Source organism: Saccharothrix ecbatanensis (genome assembly GCF_014205015.1).
GTDB lineage: Bacteria > Actinomycetota > Actinomycetes > Mycobacteriales > Pseudonocardiaceae > Actinosynnema > Actinosynnema ecbatanense.
Genome location: NZ_JACHMO010000001.1, coordinates 6,936,911 through 6,957,544, shown reverse-complemented (window position 1 = coordinate 6,957,544; position 20,634 = coordinate 6,936,911). Strand labels below are relative to the sequence as shown.

18 protein-coding genes are annotated in these 20,634 nt (G+C 69.4%); 17 read left to right on the top strand and 1 reads right to left on the bottom strand.

Annotated elements, in window-relative coordinates; translation table 11 throughout:
- The first annotated feature begins 161 nt into the window (after positions 1–161).
- The 17 genes from F4560_RS29935 to F4560_RS29855 all read left to right on the top strand — a co-directional run bounded on the left by F4560_RS29935 (position 162) and on the right by F4560_RS29855 (position 19,453).
- The gene (locus F4560_RS29935) at positions 162–911 is read left to right on the top strand and encodes a demethylmenaquinone methyltransferase (RefSeq protein ID WP_184925705.1); all 750 of its coding nucleotides are present in this window, start codon (positions 162–164) and stop codon (positions 909–911) included.
- 121 nt (positions 912–1,032) lie between these two features.
- Entirely contained in the window at positions 1,033–2,310 is a 1,278-nt protein-coding gene (locus tag F4560_RS29930; RefSeq protein ID WP_184925700.1) for a geranylgeranyl reductase family protein, read from the top strand.
- A 378-nt stretch (positions 2,311–2,688) separates the two neighbouring features.
- Positions 2,689–3,054, top strand: coding sequence for an NADH-quinone oxidoreductase subunit A (locus F4560_RS29925; protein ID WP_033436648.1), 366 nt, complete (start codon positions 2,689–2,691; stop codon positions 3,052–3,054).
- A 14-nt stretch (positions 3,055–3,068) separates the two neighbouring features.
- On the top strand, positions 3,069–3,617 hold the full coding sequence (locus tag F4560_RS29920) for a NuoB/complex I 20 kDa subunit family protein (protein WP_033436649.1): 549 nt from the start codon (positions 3,069–3,071) through the stop codon (positions 3,615–3,617).
- A 7-nt stretch (positions 3,618–3,624) separates the two neighbouring features.
- On the top strand, positions 3,625–4,365 hold the full coding sequence (locus F4560_RS29915) for an NADH-quinone oxidoreductase subunit C (protein WP_184925696.1): 741 nt from the start codon (positions 3,625–3,627) through the stop codon (positions 4,363–4,365).
- Positions 4,362–5,732 carry an NADH-quinone oxidoreductase subunit D gene (locus tag F4560_RS29910; protein WP_184925693.1) on the top strand — a complete coding sequence of 457 codons (1,371 nt, stop codon included), beginning with the start codon at positions 4,362–4,364 and terminating at the stop codon, positions 5,730–5,732. Before F4560_RS29915 ends, F4560_RS29910 begins: the two co-directional genes overlap by 4 nt.
- The gene (gene nuoE, locus F4560_RS29905; protein WP_184925690.1) at positions 5,729–6,514 is read left to right on the top strand and encodes an NADH-quinone oxidoreductase subunit NuoE; all 786 of its coding nucleotides are present in this window, start codon (positions 5,729–5,731) and stop codon (positions 6,512–6,514) included. Before F4560_RS29910 ends, nuoE begins: the two co-directional genes overlap by 4 nt.
- 14 nt (positions 6,515–6,528) lie before the next feature.
- On the top strand, positions 6,529–7,848 hold the full coding sequence (gene nuoF, locus F4560_RS29900; protein WP_184925688.1) for an NADH-quinone oxidoreductase subunit NuoF: 1,320 nt from the start codon (positions 6,529–6,531) through the stop codon (positions 7,846–7,848).
- Positions 7,845–10,334 carry an NADH-quinone oxidoreductase subunit G gene (locus F4560_RS29895; protein WP_184925685.1) on the top strand — a complete coding sequence of 830 codons (2,490 nt, stop codon included), beginning with the start codon at positions 7,845–7,847 and terminating at the stop codon, positions 10,332–10,334. Before nuoF ends, F4560_RS29895 begins: the two co-directional genes overlap by 4 nt.
- Positions 10,331–11,656: an NADH-quinone oxidoreductase subunit NuoH gene (gene nuoH / locus F4560_RS29890; RefSeq protein ID WP_184925682.1), complete on the top strand. Its 1,326-nt coding sequence runs from the start codon at positions 10,331–10,333 to the stop codon at positions 11,654–11,656. Before F4560_RS29895 ends, nuoH begins: the two co-directional genes overlap by 4 nt.
- Positions 11,643–12,182, top strand: coding sequence for an NADH-quinone oxidoreductase subunit NuoI (nuoI, locus tag F4560_RS29885; RefSeq protein WP_184925679.1), 540 nt, complete (start codon positions 11,643–11,645; stop codon positions 12,180–12,182). Before nuoH ends, nuoI begins: the two co-directional genes overlap by 14 nt.
- Positions 12,179–13,021 carry an NADH-quinone oxidoreductase subunit J gene (locus tag F4560_RS29880; RefSeq protein ID WP_184925675.1) on the top strand — a complete coding sequence of 281 codons (843 nt, stop codon included), beginning with the start codon at positions 12,179–12,181 and terminating at the stop codon, positions 13,019–13,021. Before nuoI ends, F4560_RS29880 begins: the two co-directional genes overlap by 4 nt.
- Entirely contained in the window at positions 13,018–13,317 is a 300-nt protein-coding gene (gene nuoK / locus F4560_RS29875) for an NADH-quinone oxidoreductase subunit NuoK (protein ID WP_184925672.1), read from the top strand. The genes F4560_RS29880 and nuoK overlap by 4 nt, the downstream gene beginning before the upstream one ends.
- Before the next feature lie 25 nt (positions 13,318–13,342).
- Positions 13,343–15,298, top strand: a complete 1,956-nt coding sequence (gene nuoL, locus F4560_RS29870; RefSeq protein ID WP_184929471.1) for an NADH-quinone oxidoreductase subunit L — start codon at positions 13,343–13,345, stop codon at positions 15,296–15,298.
- A complete protein-coding gene (locus tag F4560_RS29865) occupies positions 15,295–16,857 on the top strand; it encodes an NADH-quinone oxidoreductase subunit M (protein ID WP_184925669.1) in 1,563 nt (520 codons plus the stop codon). Before nuoL ends, F4560_RS29865 begins: the two co-directional genes overlap by 4 nt.
- A 1-nt stretch (position 16,858) precedes the next feature.
- Positions 16,859–18,430: an NADH-quinone oxidoreductase subunit NuoN gene (gene nuoN / locus F4560_RS29860; RefSeq protein ID WP_184925666.1), complete on the top strand. Its 1,572-nt coding sequence runs from the start codon at positions 16,859–16,861 to the stop codon at positions 18,428–18,430.
- A gap of 21 nt (positions 18,431–18,451) precedes the next feature.
- The gene (locus F4560_RS29855) at positions 18,452–19,453 is read left to right on the top strand and encodes a polyprenyl synthetase family protein (RefSeq protein ID WP_184925663.1); all 1,002 of its coding nucleotides are present in this window, start codon (positions 18,452–18,454) and stop codon (positions 19,451–19,453) included.
- Between the two features lie 238 nt (positions 19,454–19,691).
- Here the strand turns inward: F4560_RS29855 and rarD are convergent, their stop codons facing one another.
- Positions 19,692–20,594, bottom strand: a complete 903-nt coding sequence (gene rarD, locus F4560_RS29850; RefSeq protein WP_312869555.1) for an EamA family transporter RarD — start codon at positions 20,592–20,594, stop codon at positions 19,692–19,694.
- Positions 20,595–20,634 lie beyond the last annotated feature (40 nt).

The window sequence follows — 20,634 nt, the reverse complement described above, 5'->3', positions numbered from 1 at the left end:
GTTGAACTCGGGGGTCGCGAACGTAGGACTCACGGGTCCTGAACGTAGGACTCACGGGGCCTGAGCGTTCGACACGCGGGGCCTGGAGGTTCGACTCGCGGGTTCTCAGGGTTCGGGGAGGGAGGAGTGTGGGGTTGCGGGCGGTCACTTAGGCTTCCGGCATGTCGCGTGCAGGTTTGGACAAGAACCCCCGCGAGGTCGCCGAGATGTTCGACGGCGTGGCCAAGGGGTACGACCGCACGAACTCCGTCATGACCATGGGGTTCGACCGGCGTTGGCGTGAGTGGAGCAGGCGGGTCCTGGACGCCCGGCCCGGTGAGAAGGTGCTCGACCTGGCAGCCGGCACGGCCGTCTCCACGGTCGAGTACGCGGCCACTGGCGCGTGGTGCGTGGCGGCCGACTTCTCGCTCGGCATGCTCCAGACCGGAGCGCACCGGCAGGTGCCGAAGGTCGCCGCCGACGCCATGCGCCTGCCGTTCGCGGACGACTCGTTCGACGCGGTCACGGTGTCGTTCGGGATCCGGAACTTCCACGACCCCGAGGCCGCCCTCCGCGAAATGGCCCGGGTGGTACGCCCCGGCGGCCGGGTGGTGGTGTGCGAGGTGTCCACGCCGACATTCCGGCCGTTCCGCTTCGTCTACAAGCGCTACCTGCTGTGGATCCTGCCGTTCATCAGCCGGTTCGTGTCCTCCAACCCGGAGGCCTACAAGTACCTCGCCGAGTCCATGCGCACCTGGCCCGACCAGCGCGAGTTCGGCGAGATCGTGGCCCGCGCCGGCTGGGAGGACGTCGCCTGGATGAACCTCACCGGCGGCCTGGTCGCCCTGCACCGCGCCACCAAGCCGACCGGCAATCCGGCCACCAAGTCGACCGAGAAGCCGACCGACAAGACCGCCGACAAGCCGGCCTGATCCCGAGATCCCGAAGCACCGAACCAACCTGAAAGTCCAGGCCGTCCGCTCCGGCGTCACTCTCAGGTGCCCGCCAGTAGACTCGCCGTGGACTTTGTGAACATATGCACAAGGAGCGGGGATGACGACTCCCAGCCGCCGCAAGGCAGGCGAGGACGCCGAGGTGATCGTGGTCGGGGCGGGCCCTGCGGGCTCTACCGCGGCCACCTACCTGGCACGCGCGGGCCTGGACGTGGTGCTGCTGGAGAAGAGCACCTTCCCGCGCGAGAAGGTCTGTGGCGACGGCTTGACCCCACGCGGCGTCAAGCAGCTCATCGACCTGGGCATCGACATGCGTGAAGAGGCGGGCTGGCTGCACAACCGCGGTCTGCGGGTGGTCGGCGGCGGCGTCACGCTCGAGCTCGACTGGCCGGACCTGGCCTCGTTCCCGCCCTACGGCGTGGTGCGGCCACGGCAGGACTTCGACGACATGCTGGCGCGCACCGCCGTCGACGCGGGCGCCCGGATGCACGAGCAGACCAACGTCACCGGCGCGCTCGTGGAGCACGGCCGCGTCGTCGGCGTCACGGCCAAGCAGGGCCCGGAAAAGACCCCGGTCACCTACCGCGCGCCGCTCGTCCTGGCCTGCGACGGCGTGAGCGCACGCCTCGCGCTCAGCCTCGGCATCCAGAAGGACGACCGCAAGCCGATGGGCGTCGCGGTCCGCCGCTACTACGCCAGCCCGCGCACCAAGGACGACCACCTGGAGTCGCACCTGGAGCTGTGGGACCGCGAGAACAACGTGCTGCTGCCCGGCTACGGCTGGATCTTCGGCATGGGCGACGGCACCGTGAACGTCGGCCTCGGCATCCTCAGCACCTCGAAGGCCTACGGCACCACGGACTACCGCGCGCTGCTCAGGAGCTGGCTCGACGGAACCCCGGAGGAGTGGGGTTTCCGCGAGGAGAACGCCACCAGCAAGATCGGCGGCGCGGCCCTGCCGATGGGCCTGAACCGCAAGCCGCACTACCGCGACGGCCTGCTCCTCGTCGGCGACGCGGGCGGCATGGTCAACCCGTTCAACGGCGAGGGCATCGGCTACGCCATGGAGTCGGCGCGGATCGCGGCGGAGACCGTCGTGCAGGCGCTGGCCCGCCAGGGCGCGAGCCGGGAGCGGGCCCTGCGCGGCTACCCGGTCCACATCGAACAGGCCATGGGCAGCTACTACCGCCTCGGCAACATCTTCAGCAAACTGATCGGCAACCCGATCATCATGCGCACCGCCACCAAGTACGGGCTGCCGCGCAAGACCCTGATGAAGCTCGTTCTGAAGCTCCTCGCGGGCCTTTACGACCCCAAGGACGGCGACGCGTTCGACCGCATCATCACGGCCGCGACAAAACTCGCCCCAACGGCCTAACGAACTTCCTCCAGGAGCCCCCTAGCCGACCTCTGGCCGCCTCTAGCCGACGCAGCGCCGCCCTCAGGGGGCGGCGCTGTTTCGTTTTCGGTGTGCCGCCGTTCACACAGCCGTCGGCCAACTGTTGAACTGCACCGTAAAAGACCAGGTCAGGGCCTACGGCGGGGGTGCCCGTCACGCCTCTCTGTGACGTTCTACACTGACCCTCAGGTCTTGTGAATCAGTTCACAACCAGCTGTGATGCCTTGTGAAGTGTTTCACAAGCGACCTGCGGATTGTTAGGCGTGCCTAACCTCCGGAGGCCGCAAGAACACCCTTTAGGGTGCGCAACGGTCGGCGGTGCACCACCACCGCGACGCGAGGAAAGGACGACGGAGAGTGCTGGACCCTTACCTCCCCCTCGTATTGATGTTCGCCCTCGCCGCAGGCTTCGCGCTGTTCTCGGTGACGGCCGCGCCGTTCATCGGACCCCGCCGCTACAACCGGGCGAAGCTCGACGCCTACGAGTGCGGCATCGAGCCGTCGCCGCAACCGGTGGTGGGCGGTGGCCGCATGCCGGTCGCCTACTACCTCACGGCGATGCTGTTCATCCTGTTCGACATCGAAATGGTGTTCCTCTACCCCTTCGCGGTCTCCGCGGACCGGCTCGGCCTGTTCGGCCTGGTGGAGATCGCACTGTTCGTCGCGACGGTCGGCTTCGCGTACGCCTACGTGTGGCGTCGCGGCGGCCTCGACTGGAACTGAGGGGGAAGATCGAAGTGGGTCTCGAAGAGAAGCTCCCGAACGGCATCCTGCTCGCCAGCGTGGAGAAGCTGGTCAACTGGACCCGCAAGTCCTCGCTCTGGCCGGCGACCTTCGGCCTTGCCTGCTGCGCCATCGAGATGATGACCACCGGCGGCCCGCGCTACGACCTCGCGCGGTTCGGCATGGAGGTCTTCCGCGCCTCGCCGCGCCAGGCCGACCTGATGATCGTCGCGGGCCGGGTGACCAACAAGATGGCGCCGGTGCTGCGCCAGATCTACGACCAGATGCCCGAGCCGCGCTGGGTGCTGGCCATGGGCGTGTGCGCTTCAAGCGGCGGCATGTTCAACAACTACGCGGTCGTGCAGGGCGTGGACCACGTCGTGCCGGTCGACATGTACCTGCCCGGCTGCCCGCCGCGGCCGGAGATGTTGATCGACGCGATCCTCAAGATCCACGCGAAGATCATGGACGAACCGCTCGGGCCGAACCGGGCCTCGGTGCTGGCCGCGTCGGGCCACACCACGGACCTGATCCCGTCCTCCGAGCGCTTTGCGAAGAAGTGAGCATCCGATGACCGAGCCAGGGGACATTGGTTCCAGCGCCGAGCGCGCCGTGGAAGGCCTGGAGCCGAACGGCGCCGCCGAGAAGGCGCCGATCGTCGCGGGCAAGGCCCGCAAGGGGATGTTCGGCATCTCCGGCACCGGCGACACGTCGGGCTTCGGCGGCCTGCGGCTGCCCGCCCACGTGGCCGCGCAGTCCGAGCGCCCCTACGGCGGCTGGTTCGACGAGGTCGCCGACGAGCTGCTGGCCGCGATCCGGGAGAAGGGCCTGCCCGCCGACACGGTCCAGCAGATCACCGTGGACCGCGGCGAGATCACCTTCTTCCTGCGCCGCGAGAACCTGGTCGAGGTGTGCCGCATCCTGCGCGACGACCCGGCGCTGCGCTTCGAGCTGTGCAGCTCGGTGTCCGGCGTCGACTACGGCGTCGACGCGCCGCAGCGGCTGCACTCGGTCTACCACCTGACGTCGATGACCTACCGCCGGCGCGTCCGGCTGGAGGTCTCGGTCGACGTGGACGACGCGCACGTGCCCAGCGTGGTCGCGGTCTACCCGACCGCGGACTGGCAGGAGCGCGAGGCCTGGGACATGTTCGGCATCGTCTACGACGGCCACCCGGGGTTGACCCGGATCCTCATGCCGGACGACTGGGACGGCCACCCGCAGCGCAAGGACTACCCGCTCGGCGGCATCCCGGTGGAGTACAAGGGCGCGGAGATCCCCCCGCCAGACCAGAGGCGGTCCTACTCATGACCGAACGGCTTTCCGACGTGACCACGGGCACCGACACCAGTGCCACGGGCCGGCAGAGCGACCCGTACGACGCCAGCTCGCGCCAGACCACCGAGGGCACCGTCTACACGGTGACCGGCGGCGACTGGGACGAGGTGCTGGCCGAGGCCGCGGGTGACGAGCGCATCATCATGAACCTGGGCCCGCAGCACCCCTCCACGCACGGCGTGCTCCGCCTGGTGCTGGAGCTGGAGGGCGAGTCGGTCACCCAGGCCCGCAGCGTCATCGGCTACCTGCACACCGGCATCGAGAAGAACGTCGAGTACCGCAACTGGACGCAGGGCGTCACCTTCGTGACGCGCATGGACTACCTGGCCCCGCTGCACAACGAGGCCGCGTACTGCATGGCCGTGGAGAAGCTGCTCGGCATCACCGTCCCGCAGCGGGCGCAGACGATCCGGGTGCTCCTGATGGAGCTCAACCGGATCAGCTCGCACCTGGTGGCGCTGGCCACCGGCGGCATGGAGCTCGGCGCGCTGACCGCCATGACCTCGGGCTTCCGCGAGCGCGAAGAGGTCCTGCACCTGCTGGAGTTCCTGACCGGTCTGCGGATGAACCACGCGTTCATCCGGCCCGGCGGCCTGGCGCAGGACCTGCCCGAGGGCGCCGAGCAGAAGATCAAGGACTTCATCAAGGTGATGGACTCCCGGCTGCCGCAGTACGACAAGCTGCTGACCGGCCAGCCGATCTGGCGCAACCGGCTCGCGGGCGTCGGCTTCCTGCCGGTGGACGCGTGCCTGGCGCTGGGCATCACCGGCCCGGTCCTGCGTTCCGCCGGCCTGCCCTGGGACATCCGCAAGGTCGAGCCGTACTGCGGCTACGAGAACTACGAGTTCGACGTCCCCACGTCGAACGCCGCCGACTCGTACGCCCGGTACCTGCTGCGCCTGGACGAGATCCACCAGTCGCTGAAGATCGTCCGGCAGGCCGTGGACAACCTGACGCCGGGCCCGGTCATGGTGGAGGACGCCAAGGTCGCCTGGCCCGCGCAGCTGACCATCGGCTCGGACGGCATGGGCAACTCGCTGGAGCACGTCCGCAAGATCATGGGCCAGTCCATGGAGTCCCTGATCCACCACTTCAAGCTGGTCACCGAGGGCTTCGCCGTGCCGGCGGGTCAGGTGTACGTGCCGATCGAGTCGCCGCGCGGCGAGCTGGGCTACCACGTCGTGTCCGACGGCGGCACCCGGCCGATGCGCGTGCACGTGCGCGAACCCAGCTTCGTGAACCTCCAGGCGATGCCCGCGATGTGCGAGGGCGGCATGATTGCCGACGTCATCGCATCGGTGGCCTCTATCGACCCGGTGATGGGTGGTTGTGACCGATGAGCACTTCCGAAGAGGTCTACGCGGCCTCCGCGCTGGACCCCGTCGAGACGCAGCGGCTGGTGAGCGACAACCCGGTCGACACCGGCGTGTTCGACCAGTCGATCGTGGACAAGGCGCAGGCGATCGTCGCGCGCTACCCGCAGTCGCGTTCGGCGCTGCTGCCGATGCTGCACCTGGTGCAGTCGGTCGAGGGGTACGTCAGCCAGGCCGGCATCACGTTCTGCGCCGACCAGCTCGACCTGGCCAACGCCGAGGTCAGCGCGGTCGCGACGTTCTACACCATGTACAAGCGCCGCCCGTGCGGCGAGCACCTGGTGAGCGTCTGCACGAACACGCTGTGCGCGGTGCTCGGCGGTGACGCGATCTACTCGAAGCTCAAGGAGCACCTGGACGTCGGCCACGAGGAGACCGCGGGCGAGCCGGGCGCGCCGGGCTCGATCACGCTGGAGCACGCCGAGTGCCTGGCCGCGTGCGACCTCGGCCCGGTGCTCCAGGTCAACTACGAGTACTTCGACAACCAGACGCCGGACGGCGCGCTGGACCTGGTGAAGTCCTTGCAGTCGGGGGAGAAGCCGCACCCGACCCGCGGCGCCCCGTTGACCGACTTCCGCCAGGCCGAGCTCCAGCTCGCCGGGTTCTTCGAGGGCCGGGACGCGGACCTGGACGGCCCGTCGGCCGCGCCGGAGACCGTGCGCGGAGCCAAGATCGCCGCGGACCGCGGGTGGACCGCGCCGGCCATGCCGGAGCACGCGGAGTTCCCGCCGTTGCCGGAGAAGAAGTAGGTAGGGGAGCTGACATGGCCGCTGTAACCAATGGTGCCTCCGCCGGTACGAGCACGTCGGCACCCCTGACCCCCGTCCTCACGAAGCGTTGGCTGTCCCCGCGTTCGTGGACGCTGAAGACGTACGAGCAGCTGGAGGGGTACACGGCGCTGCGCAAGGCGCTGACCGCCCACCCGGACCAGCTGATCCAGCAGTGCAAGGACTCCGGGCTGCGCGGTCGCGGCGGCGCGGGCTTCCCCACCGGCATGAAGTGGGGCTTCATCCCGCAGGGCGACGGCAAGCCGCACTACCTCGTCATCAACGCCGACGAGGGCGAGCCCGGCACCTGCAAGGACATCCCGCTGATGATGGCGGACCCGCACTCGCTGATCGAGGGCGTCATCATCACCTCGTACGCGATCCGGGCGAACTTCGCCGCGATCTACGTGCGCGGCGAGGTGCTGCACGTGATCCGCCGGCTGCACGCGGCGGTGCGCGAGGCGTACGAGGCGGGCTACCTGGGCAAGGACATCCTCGGCTCGGGCTTCGACCTCGACGTCGTGGTGCACTCCGGCGCCGGCGCGTACATCTGCGGCGAGGAGACGGCGCTGCTGGACTCGCTGGAGGGCAAGCGCGGCCAGCCCCGGCTCAAGCCGCCGTTCCCGGCGACCTCCGGCCTGTACTCGTCGCCGACCGTGGTGAACAACGTCGAGACGATCGCCAGCGTGCCGTACATCGTCAACGGCGGCGCGGACTGGTTCCGCGGCATGGGCCGCGAGCGGTCGCCCGGCCCGAAGATCTTCTCGCTCTCCGGCCACGTCGAGCGCCCCGGCCAGTACGAGGCGCCGATGGGCATCACGCTGCGCGAACTGCTGGACCTCGCGGGCGGCATGAAGGACGGCGTCCCGCTGAAGTTCTGGACGCCGGGCGGCTCGTCCACCCCGCTGTTCACCGCCGACCACCTGGACGTCCCGCTGGACTTCGAGGGCGCGGCCGAGGCGGGCTCGCTGCTCGGCACCACCGCGTTGCAGATCTTCAACGAGACGGTGTCCGTGCCGTGGGCGGTCATGAAGTGGACCGAGTTCTACAAGCACGAGTCGTGCGGCAAGTGCACGCCGTGCCGTGAGGGCACCTACTGGCTGGTGCAGATCCTCCAGCGGATGGTGCGCGGCGAGGGCACGGCCAGTGACATCGACACGCTGCTGGACGTCTGCGACAACATCCTGGGCCGCTCGTTCTGCGCGCTCGGCGACGGCGCGGTGGCGCCCATCACCAGCGGCATCAAGTACTTCAAGCACGAGTTCCTCGCTCTCTGCGACAAGAACTCTCAGGTCTTGGCTGGAGCAAGCGCATGACGATGGCGCCTGAGAAGAGCACCGAGGTCGTGGTCCCCGAGGGCCACGTCAAACTCGTGATCGACGGCGTGGAGGTGGTCGCGCCGAAGGGCGAGCTGCTGATCCGCACCGCGGAGCGGCTGGGCACGGTCATCCCGCGCTTCTGCGACCACCCGCTGCTCGAACCCGCGGGCGCGTGCCGGCAGTGCCTGGTCGAGGTGGAGATGGGCGGCCGGCCGATGCCGAAGCCGCAGGCCTCCTGCACCATGACGGTCGCCGACGGCATGGTGGTCAAGACCCAGCTGACCTCGCCGGTGGCGGACAAGGCGCAGCAGGGCGTGATGGAGCTGCTGCTCATCAACCACCCGCTGGACTGCCCGATCTGCGACAAGGGCGGCGAGTGCCCGTTGCAGAACCAGGCGCTGGCGCACGGCCGCTCGGACTCGCGGTTCCACGAGCACAAGCGGACGTTCCCGAAGCCGATCCCGATCTCGACGCAGGTCCTGCTCGACCGCGAGCGGTGCGTGCTGTGCCAGCGCTGCACGCGGTTCTCCGCGCAGATCGCCGGCGACCCGTTCATCGAGTTGCTGGAGCGCGGTTCGCAGCAGCAGGTCGGTGTGGCGCAGGACAAGCCGTTCCAGTCCTACTTCTCCGGCAACACCATCCAGATCTGCCCGGTGGGCGCGCTGACCAGCGCCGCGTACCGGTTCCGCGCCCGGCCGTTCGACCTGATGTCCACGCCGGGCGTGTGCGAGCACTGCTCGTCGGGCTGCTCCACCCGCACCGACTGGCGGCGCGGCAAGGTGCAGCGGCGGCTCGCGGGCGACGCGCCCGAGGTCAACGAGGAGTGGACCTGCGACAAGGGCCGCTTCGCGTTCGCCTACGCCACCGCCGAGGACCGCATCCGCCGCCCGCTGGTGCGCGACCCGGAGTCCGGCGAGCTGCGCGAGTCGTCGTGGACCGAGGCGTTGCAGTACGCCGCCGAGGGCCTGGCGAAGGCGCGTGACGGCAAGGGCGTCGGCGTGCTGGCCGGTGGCCGGCTCACCGTCGAGGACGCCTACGCGTACTCGAAGTTCGCCCGGATCGCGTTGCGCACCAACGACGTCGACTTCCGCGCCCGCGCCCACTCGGCCGAGGAGCTGGAGTTCCTGACCAGCTCGGTCCTCGGCACGAACCCGGACAACGGCGGCGTGACGTACGCGGGCATCGAGGCCGCGCCGGCCGCGCTGCTGGTCGCGTTCGAGCCGGAAGAGGAATCGCCGATCGTGTTCCTGCGGCTGCGCAAGGCGGCCCGCAAGAACCGGATCAAGGTCTTCCACCTGGGCCAGTTCACCTCGCCCGCGGTGGAGAAGACGAACGGCGTGCTGCTGGCGTGCGTGCCCGGTGGCGAGCCCGCCGCGTTGAACGCGCTGCCCGAGCACGCCGCCGACGTGGTGGACGAGCTGGCGAAGCCGGGCGCGGTGATCCTGGTCGGCGAACGCGCCGCCGAGGTGCCCGGCCTGTTCTCCGCGGTCGCCGCACTGGCCGAGCGGACCGGCGCGAAGGTCGCCTGGATCCCGCGCCGCGCCGGCGAGCGGGGCGCCCTGGAGACGGGCCTGCTGCCGACGTTGCTGCCGGGTGGACGCCTGGTCGGCGACGACGCCGCCCGCGCCGAGGTCGAGCGGGTGTGGGGCCTGGAGCCCGGCACGCTGCCCGAGACGGCCGGCCGCGACACCACGGGCATCCTGACCGCCGCCGCGAGCGGTGGGCTGGACGCGCTGGTCGTCGGCGGTGTCGACCCGAACGACCTGCCGGACCCGGAACTGGCCGAACGCGCGTTGGACTTCACCGGTTTCGTGGTCAGCCTGGAGCTGCGGCACAGCGCGGTCACCGCGCACGCCGACGTGGTGCTCCCGATCGCCCCGGCGGTCGAGAAGGCGGGCAGCTACCTGAACTGGGAAGGCCGCACCCGCGCGTTCACCACCACGATCGACGGCACCGGCGCGCTGCCGGACGGCCGGGTGCTGGACACGCTGGCCGTCGAGATGGACGCGGACCTGTTCACCCAGACCCCGGCCGCCGCGGCGGCCGACCTGGCCAGGCTCGGCGTCCAGACCGCGAGCGCCACCGCGCCGACCGTGCCCGCGCCGCTGCTGCCGCAGCCCAAGCAGGGCCAAGCGGTCCTCGCTACTTGGCGGCGGCTGCTGGACAACGGCTCGCTGCAGGACTTCGAGCCGAACCTGGCCGGCACCGCCCGTCCGGTGGTGGCGAAGCTGTCCGAGGCCACCGCGCGAAACCTCGGCGTCGAACTCGGCGGTGAGATCACCGTCGCCACCGACCGGGGCGAGGTGGTGCTGCCGGTCGAGGCGGCCGACCTGCCCGACGGCGTCGTGTGGCTGCCCGGCAACTCGGGCGCGGTCACCGTGCGGCGCAACCTGGTCGCCGGCCACGGTTCCGTGGTGGCGGTGTCCCCGGTCGTCGCGGGTTCCGCCGAGAAGATCACAGCGCCTGCTGGAGGCAAGGCATGAGCACCGCTGAACTCCTCGTGGACGATCCGCTCTGGCTGATCCTCCTCAAGGTCGTCGGCATCTTCGGGTTCCTCGTGGTCATGACCTTGTTCATGATCAACTGGGAGCGCAAGGTGGTGGCCCGGATGCAGCAGCGTCCCGGGCCCAACCGGACCGGCCCGAACGGCTGGCTCCAGTCGCTCGCCGACGGCCTGAAGCTCGCCTTCAAGGAGGACATCCGGCCGGTCCTGGCGGACAAGTGGGTGTACTTCCTCGCCCCGGTGATCTCCTGCATCCCCGCGTTCGTCGCCTTCTCGGTGATCCCGCTCGGCGGCGAGGTCTCGATCTTCGGCGAGCGCACCGCGCTCCAGCTGGTCGACCTGCCGGTCGGCGTGCTGGTCGTGCTGGCCTGCTCGTCGCTCGGCGTCTACGGCATCGTGCTGGCCGGCTGGGCCTCCGGCTCGCCGTACCCGCTGCTGGCCGCGCTGCGCGCCGCCGCCCAGGTGATCTCCTACGAGATCGCGATGGGCCTGTCGATCCTCGCGGTCATCCTGCACTCGCAGTCCCTGTCGACGGCGGCCATCGTCGACGCCCAGGGCGGCGGCTGGTTCTTCTACCTGCTGCCGGTCAGCTTCCTGATCTTCGTCGTGGCGATGGTCGGCGAGACCAACCGCGCTCCCTTCGACCTCCCCGAGGCCGAGTCGGAGCTGGTCGGCGGCTTCCACACCGAGTACAGCTCGCTGAAGTTCGCGCTGTTCTTCCTCGCCGAGTACGTCAACATGGTCACCCTGTCCGCGATGAGCACCACCTTGTTCCTCGGTGGGTGGCGCTTCCCGTTCGTGGACGAGTCGCACTTCCTCAACGCCGGCTGGCTCGGCCTGGTGTGGTTCGTCATCAAGACGCTGATGTTCCTGTTCCTGTTCATCTGGCTGCGCGGCACGCTCCCCCGCCTGCGCTACGACCAGTTCATGCGGTTGGGCTGGAAGGTCCTGGTCCCGATCGCGCTGGTCTGGTTCGTCGCGGTGACCTTCGCCCGCTACCTCCGCCAGGAGGTGGAGGCCGGTGGCGGTCTGGAGACCGGCACCTGGCTGATGCTGATCGGCGGGTTCCTCGCGGTGGTCCTGCTCATCGCGTTCCTGCTGCCGGACAAGCGCGAGCCGCACGACCCCAACGCCGTGCCGGTGACCGGTGGCGGCTACCCGGTGCCGCCGCTGGACCTCCAGGTCCCCAAGTCGCCGCCGCGCCGGCAGGTGCCAGTCGCCCAGCTACCGGGCGATCAGACGAAGGAACCGGCAGCGGTAACCGCAGCTTCACAAAAGGAGGCCAGCGATGGGCGTGTTTGATCCCGTCAAGGGCTTCGGCGTCACCTTCGCCACGATGTTCAAGAAGGTCGTCACCGAGGAGTACCCCGAGGTCAAGAAGGTCACCGCGCCGCGGTTCCACGGCCGCCACCAGCTCAACCGGCACCCGGACGGGCTGGAGAAGTGCGTCGGCTGCGAGCTGTGCGCGTGGGCGTGCCCCGCGGACGCGATCTTCGTCGAGGGCGCGGACAACACCGAGGACGCGCGCTTCTCGCCCGGTGAGCGCTACGGCGCCGACTACCAGATCAACTACCTGCGCTGCATCGGCTGCGGCCTGTGCATCGAGGCGTGCCCGACCCGCTCGCTCACCATGACCAACGAGTACGAGCTGGCCGACGACGACCGGCAGAAGCTGATCTTCACCAAGGAAGACCTGCTCGCGCCGCTGCTGGCCGGCATGGAGCAGCCACCGCACCCCATGCGGCTCGGCGAGAATGAGCAGGACTACTACGTGAACGGTCCGCAGCTGGCCGCACAGGCGAAGCAGATGCCGGGAGCGGATCGATGATCTCCTCCCTCCTCGCGCAGCAGCCCGACGCCGTCGAACGCGTGGTGGACACGGTCACCACCGGCGAGGCGGTCTCGTTCTGGATCCTGGGCCCGCTGGCCCTCGCCGGCGCGCTGGGCATGCTCTTCGCCCGCAACGCGGTGCACTCCGCGCTGTGGCTGGTGCTCACGATGCTCAGCCTCGGCGTGCTCTACATGGTCCAGCAGGCGCCGTTCCTCGGCTTCGTGCAGATCATCGTGTACACCGGCGCGATCATGATGCTGTTCCTGTTCGTGCTGATGCTGGTGGGCAAGGACAGTTCGGACTCGGTGGTCGAGGTGCTCCGCGGCCAACGACTGGCCGCCGTGGTCATCGGCGTCGGCTTCGCCGGCCTCGTGGTCGCCTCGGTCAGCCGCGCGCTGACCGACGTGGAGCCGGTCGGCCTGGCGGCGGAGAACACGCAGAACGGCGGCAACGTCGCCAACATCGGCGAGGCGCTGTTCACCGACTACCTGTTCCCGTTCGAGCTCACGTCCGCGCTGCTGATCACCGCGGCGGTCGGCGCCATGGTGCTCGCGTTCACCTCGCGCACCGGCCAGGACGCCAAGAAGACCCAGCGCCAGCTGGTCGAGGAGCGCTTCCGCGGCAACCGCCCCGGCTCGCTGCCCGGTCCCGGCGTGTTCGCCACCGCCAACTCGGTGGCGACCCCCGCCCTGCTGCCGGACGGCTCGGTCGCCTCCGAGTCCCTGTCCGAGCTCATCGAGACGACCGCCAAGGAACGTCTCGAGGACGACGTCGCGGAGGTGTCCGGCACCGGGCACGACCCCGACGCGCACGCGCTCAAGGGAGAGTCGTCGTGACCCCTACGTACTACCTGCTGCTGTCCGCGCTGCTGTTCAGCCTCGGCGCGGTCGGCGTTCTGGTGCGGCGCAACGCCATCGTGGTGTTCATGTGCGTGGAGCTGATGCTCAACGCGGTGAACCTCAGCCTGGTCACGTTCGCCCGCATCAACGGGCAGCTGGACGGCCAGGTGATGGCGTTCTTCGTGATGGTCGTCGCGGCGGCCGAAGTCGTGGTGGGTCTGGCGATCATCATGGCGATCTTCAAGACGCGTCGCTCGGCCTCGGTCGACGATTCCAACCTGCTGAAGTACTGAGAGGTCGACGGTGACGACTGTGCTGATGCTCGACCCCGCGAGCGGGTCTTCGGGCGTTGTTGCCGCCGGCGGGATCGGCGGTCTCGCCTGGTTGTTGCTGGCGCTGCCGGCCTTCGGCGCGCTCGTGCTGCTCCTGGGCGGCAAGCGCACCGACAAGTGGGGTCACCTGCTGGGCTGCGCCACCGTGATCGCCGCGTTCGCGTACGGGGTCGCGCTGTTCTTCTCCACGCTGGGCATGAGCCCGGAGGAGCGGACCACCGAGCTGCACCTGTTCGACTGGGTGCCGGTGAACGCGCTGAACGTGGAGTTCGGGCTGCGGCTCGACCCGCTGTCGCTCACGTTCGTGCTGCTGATCACCGGTGTCGGCGCGCTGATCCACATCTACTCCATCGGCTACATGGCGCACGACGCCGGGCGGCGGAAGTTCTTCGGCTACCTGAACCTCTTCGTCGCCGCCATGCTGCTGCTGGTGCTCGGCAACGGCTTCGTGACGCTGTACTTCGGCTGGGAGGGCGTCGGCCTCGCGTCGTACCTGCTCATCGGCTGGTACCAGCACAAGCCGGAAGCGGCCTCGGCGGCCAAGAAGGCGTTCCTGATGAACCGGGTCGGCGACCTGGGTCTGGCGATCGCCATCTTCATGATGTTCAAGACCCTGGGCACCACCCAGTACACCGAGGTGTTCGCCCGGGTCGGCGAGTTCTCCTCGGCCGAGGTCCTGGCCATCACGTTGCTGCTGCTGCTCGGCGCGTGCGGCAAGTCCGGCCAGTTCCCGCTCCAGGCGTGGCTGCCGGACGCGATGGCCGGCCCGACGCCCGTCTCCGCCCTGATCCACGCGGCGACGATGGTCACCGCCGGCGTCTACCTGATCGCCCGCTCGAACCCGATCTACAACCTGAGCGCTGACGGCCGGCTGGTCGTGATGATCATCGGTGGGCTCACGCTGCTGATCGGCTGCGTCATCGGTTGCGCGTACGACGACTTCAAGAAGGTGCTGGCCTACTCGACGGTCAGCCAGATCGGCTACATGATCCTGGCCGTCGGCCTCGGTCCGGTCGGCTACGCGCTGGGCATCATGCACCTGCTCACGCACGGCTTCTTCAAGGCGGGCCTGTTCCTCGGCGCCGGTTCGGTCATGCACGGCATGAACGACGAGGGCGACATCCGGCGGATGGGCGGCCTGGCGAAGAAGATGCCGATCACGTTCTTCACCTGGACGTTGGGCTACCTCGCGCTGATCGGCTTCCCGTTCCTGTCCGGCTACTTCTCCAAGGACGCCATCATCGCGGCGGCGTTCAGCGAGCCGGGCTGGCGCGGCTGGGTCTTCGGCGGTGTGGCCGCGTTGGGCGCGGGCATCACCGCGTTCTACATGACCCGCCTGCTGTTCCTGGTGTTCCTGGGCAAGCCCCGCTACACCGAGCTGAAGTCGGCCGACGGCCGCGAGTACCACCCGCACGAGTCGGGCCTGTCGATGACGGTGCCGATGATCCTGCTGGCGGTCGGCTCGGTCGGCGCGGGCTGGTTCTTCGAGTCGAACCACAACCTGTCCGGCTGGCTCGCGCCGTCGCTGGGCGAGTTGCAGGAGCAGCACGGCGTGCTCTCGCACGGCGTGGTGAACTTCCTGGTGCTCGGCCTCTCCGCGCTGGGTGTGCTGGTCGCGTACCTGCTGTTCGGCCGCAAGCCGCAGCCGGTGGAGCGCCCGGTGCGCGTGTCGTTCCCGGTCCGCGCCGCGCGCGCCGACCTGTACGGCAACGCGCTGAACGAGGCGCTGTTCGCGCGGCCGGGCACCTGGCTCACCCGCGCGCTGGTGTTCGTGGACAACAAGGGCGTCGACGGCCTGGTCAACGGGTCGGCGGCGTTGCTGGGCGGTAGCTCGGGCCGGCTGCGCAGGATGCAGACCGGGTTCGTGCGCTCGTACGCGCTCTCCATGCTCCTGGGTGCGGTCTTCGTCCTGGGTGCGCTGCTGATGGTGAGGTTCTCGTGAGCTGGACGCTGATCGCGCTGCTCCTGCTGCCGCTCGTCGGCAGCCTGGTGGTGGCGTTCCTGCGGGGCAACGACCGGTTGGCCAAGACGGTCGCGCTGGCGTTCTCGCTGGCGGAGCTGGGCCTGGCGGTGCTGGCCTGGACGGCGTTCGACCCGGGCGGCGAGCGCTTGCAGCTCACCAGCTCGGCCGACTGGATCCCGGCCTTCGGCGTGCACCTGTCGTTCGGCGTGGACGGCATCGCGCTGGTGATGATCGCGCTGGTCGCGTTCCTGGTGCCGGTCGTCATCGGCGGCTCGTGGGCGGACAAGCTGCCCGAGGGTCGCAGCGCGGGCGGGTTCTTCGCCCTGCTGCTGGCGATGCAGACCGGCATGGTCGGTGTCTTCGCGGCCACCGACGTGTTCGTGTTCTACGTGTTCTTCGAGGCCGTCCTGGTCCCGATGTACTTCCTGATCGGCCGCTTCGGCGGGCCGAACCGGCAGTACGCGGCGATGAAGTTCTTCCTGTACTCGCTGCTCGGCGGCCTGATCATGCTGGCCTCCGTGATCGGCCTGTACGTGGTGAGCGCGGACAAGCTCGGCTCCGGCACGTTCGACTGGGCCACGCTGGTGACGGTGACGCGCGAAGCGCCGCTGTCCACCCAGATCTGGCTGTTCCTCGGCTTCTTCATCGCGTTCGCGATCAAGGCGCCGCTGGTGCCGCTGCACACGTGGCTGCCGGACGCCGGTGCGGAGGCGCCGGTCGGCGCGGGCGTGCTGCTGGTCGGCATCCTGGACAAGATCGGCACGTTCGGCTTCCTGCGCTACTGCCTGCCGCTGTTCCCGGCGGCCAGCAAGGAGCTCGCGCCGCTGGTGCTGATCCTCGCCGTCGTCGGCATCCTGTACGGCTCGCTGCTCGCCGTCGGCCAGTCCGACATGAAGCGGTTCGTGGCGTACACGTCGATCGCCCACTTCGGCTTCATCGCGCTGGGCATCTTCGCGTTCAGCTCGCAGGCCGGGACCGGCGCGGTGCTGTACATGGTCAACCACGGCATCTCGACCGGCATGCTGTTCCTGGTCGTCGGCATGGTGATGGCCCGCGGCGGGTCGCGCCTGATCGAGGACTACGGCGGCATGGCCAAGCTGACGCCGGTGCTGGGCGGGCTGTTCTTCGTGGCCGGCCTGTCGTCGCTGGCGCTGCCGGGCACCAACTCGTTCGTGAGCGAGTTCCTGGTGCTCATCGGGTCCTACCCGAACGAGCCGGTGTACACGATCCTGGCCGCCGTCGGCATGGTCCTGGCCGCGCTGTACGTCCTCTGGCTGTACCAGCGCGTGTTCCAGGGCCCGGTGCGCGGCAACGCGCTGGTGGGCCTGGCCGGTGGTCCCGGCGCGGCGGTCGACCCGGAGAAGGCGCCGGTGCCCGACCTGAACAAGCGCGAACTGGCCGTGCTCGCGCCGCTGGTGGCACTGATCCTGGTGCTCGGCTTCTACCCGAAGCCGGTGTTGGACGTGATCACCCCGTCCGTCGGGGCGACGCTCAGCGAGGTCGGGGTCGCCGACCCGGTCGCGCAGGAAGGCAAGTGACGTGACGACGTTCCTCTCGCAAGTGGAGCGGCTGCAAGCCCCGGAGATCGACTACGGGGCCGTCGCGCCGTTGCTGATCGTCCTCGGCGCGGCCTGCCTCAGCGTGTTGGTGGAGGCGTTCCTGCCGAAGGCCACGCGGTGGTCGGCACAGGTCGTGCTGACCCTCGCCACGCTGGTCGCCGCCGGTCTCGTGCTGCTCCAGTACGCGGTCGCCGAAGGCACCCCGGAGCAGGGCAAGATCACCTTCGCGGGCACCGTCGCGGTCGACCAGCCGGTGATCTTCCTGTGGGCCACGCTGCTCATGCTCGGCCTCGGCTCGGTGCTGCTCATCGCGGACCGGTCGGTCGAGCCGGGCGGCGCGATCGTGGCGGACGCCTCGATCCTGCCCGGCGCGGTGGGCGGCCTGCGCGAGCAGCTGCGCCGGCGGGAGATGCAGACCGAGGTCTTCCCGCTGACGCTGTTCGCGCTCGGCGGCATGATGGTCTTCGTCGCGGCGAACGACCTGCTCACCATGTTCATCGCGCTGGAAGTGATGTCGCTGCCGCTGTACCTGATGGCGGGTCTGGCGCGTCGTCGTCGCCTGTTGTCGCAGGAGGCCGCGGTCAAGTACTTCCTGCTCGGCGCGTTCGCGTCGGCGTTCTTCCTGTACGGCCTGGCCCTGCTGTACGGCTTCGCGGGCTCGGTGAAGCTGGCCGACATCGCGAGCGCGACCACGGCGACGGACCGTTCGGACACGTTGCTTTACGCGGGCTTCGGGCTGCTGATCGTGGGTCTGCTGTTCAAGGCGTCGGTCGGCCCGTTCCACTCGTGGACGCCGGACGTCTACCAGGGCTCGCCCACTCCGGTCACGGCGTTCATGGCGTCGTGCACCAAGGTCGCCGCGTTCGGCGGGATCCTGCGCGTGCTCTACGGCGCGTTCGAGCGGTCGAGCTGGGAGTGGAACGGCGTCCTGTGGGCCGTGGCGATCGCGTCCATGGTGATCGGCGCGGTGCTCGGCCTGACCCAGACCGACGTGAAGCGGATGATCGCCTACTCGTCCGTGGCGCACGCCGGCTTCCTGCTGGTCGGCGCGATCTCGCTGAACGACGCGGGCCTGTCCGGCACGATGTTCTACCTGCTGGCCTACGGCTTCACCACGATTGCCGCGTTCGGTGTGGTCAGCCTGGTGCGCAACGCCGACGGCGAGGCCACGCACCTGTCCCAGTGGGCGGGTCTGGCCAAGCGTTCGCCGGTCGCCGCCGGTGTGTTCACGTTCCTGCTGCTGGCCCTCGCGGGTCTGCCGCTGACGAGCGGGTTCATCGGCAAGTTCGCTGTGTTCGCGGCGGCGATCGAGGCCGACATGACGCCGCTCGTGGTGATCGCGCTGGTGGCGAGCGCGGTGGCGGCGTTCTTCTACCTGCGGGTGATCGTGCTGATGTACTTCAGCGAGCCCGCGGCGGACGGCCCGACGGTGAGCGTGCCGGGTGCTTTCACGGCGATCGCGATCACCCTCGGCGCGGCGATCACGCTGGTGCTCGGTGTCTACCCGCCCGACGTCCTGGAATGGGCGGGGGCCGGAGTGTTCATCTTCTAGTGGTACGTAGGCTCTGCCCCTGTGACAAACAGCGAGCGGGCGGGTGCGGGGTTCCGTATTGGGGACCCCGCGCTCGCCGAGTTGGTACAGGGCGGGCTCGCCGAGGTGGAGGAGCTGCTGCGCGACGTCGTGCAGAGCGAATTCCACCCGGTGATGGAGACGTCCCTGCACCTGGTGACCGCCGGCGGCAAGCGCATCCGCCCGCTGTTCACCATCCTGGCGGCGCAGTTCGGCAGCACGTGGGACCGGGACAGCGTGGTCAAGGCCGGCGCGGTGATCGAGCTGACCCACCTGGCCACGCTCTACCACGACGACGTCATGGACGAGGCCACCATGCGCCGCGGCGCGGAGTCGGCCAATGCCAAGTGGGACAACAGCATCGCGATCCTCACCGGTGATTACCTGTTCGCGCACGCTTCGGCGTTGGTCGCGGATCTCGGCACGGGGGCGGCGCGGATCATCGCGGAGACGTTCTCGGAGCTCGTGACCGGGCAGATGCGCGAGACGATGGGTCCGCGTGCCGGTGAGGACCCGGTGTCGCACTACCTGACCACGATCGCGGAGAAGACCGGTTCGCTGATCGCCACGGCGGCCCGGTTCGGCGGGATGTTCTCCGACGCGACGGAGGAGCAGGTCGAGGCGCTGGGCGCGTACGGCGAGGTGATCGGGGCGGCGTTCCAGATCTCCGACGACGTCATCGACATCGCGTCACCGCCGGAGGAGTCCGGCAAGACACCCGGCACGGACCTCCGCGAGGGCGTCAAGACGCTGCCCATGCTGTACGCGTTGCAGGACGATCCGGACTCGCGCCTGGCGAAGCTCCTGGCGGCCCCGATCACCGACGACGCCGAGGTCTACGAGGCTCTCGGCCTCCTCCGCGCGTCCCCAGGCCTGCAACGCGCCCGCCAAACCCTCGACGACTACGCCGACCGCGCCCGCAACACCCTCCGGATCCTCCCCCCAGGCGCCGCCCGCGACGCCCTGGCCGCCGTCAGCGACTACGTCGTAACCCGCACCCACTAACCCCCGCGGCCCACCCCCCACCCCCCGCGTGTCGAACCCCCAGGCCCCGCGTGTCGAACCCCCAGGTCCCGTGAGTCCTACGTTCAGGACGCGTGAGTCCTACGTTCGCGACCCCCGAGTTCAACGCTCAGTACAAGATCGACTGTTCTGAGCGTTGAATTCGGGGGTCCTGAACGTAGGACACGGTGGTCCTGAAGGTACGACTCGCGCGTTCTGAACGTAGGACTCACGCGGAGGGTTAGGTGAGTTCGGGGGCCGGGATGGGGACGCGGCGGCGGACGCGGACGGCGTCCACGGTGAACACGGCCAACGCCACCCAAACCAGCGCGAAGCCGAACCAGCGGGACGCGGGCATCGGCTCGTGCATCACGAACACACCCCACGCGAACTGGAGCACGGGCGCCAAGTACTGGAGCATGCCCATCGTCACCAGCGGCACGAGCCGGGCGCCCGCGCCGAACAGGATCAACGGGATCGCGGTGACCAACCCCGCCGACGCCAGGATCAGCGCGTGACCCCACCCGTGCGAGGCGAACGTCCCGACCGGCCCCAGCCAGATCAGGTAGCCCACCGCGACCGGCGCGAGCACCAGGCTCTCCGCCGTCACGCTCGCCGTCGCCTCGAGCGGCACGGTCTTCTTCAGCAGCCCGTACAGCCCGAACGAGCACGCCAGCACCAGCGAGATCCACGGCAGCCTGCCGTAGTCCACCGCGAGCACCACGACGGCGGTGACGGCGATCGCCAGGGCCGCGTACTGCGGCAGCCGCAAGCGTTCGCGCAGGACGAACACCCCGAGCAGCACGCTCACGAGCGGGTTGATGAAGTACCCGAGGGCGGCCTCCACCACGTGCCCGGTGTTGACCGCGTGGATGTAGACACCCCAGTTCACCGCGATCAGCACGGACGACGCCGCCACCATCGCCCAACCACGCCCCGACAGCCTGCGGATACCCGCCCAACGCCCCAGCACGGCGGTGATGACGGCCATCACGACCAGCGACCACGCGATCCGGTGAGCCAGGATCTCGACCGACCCGGCGGGTTGGAGCAGCGGCCAGTAGGCGGGCACGATGCCCCACAAAAAGTAGGCGCCGACGCCGAAAGCAATTCCCCTGTTCGGGTGGTGGACTTCCGTCGACACTGCGGAGGAGCTAGTCAACGGCGGCACAAGGGCTACTCTA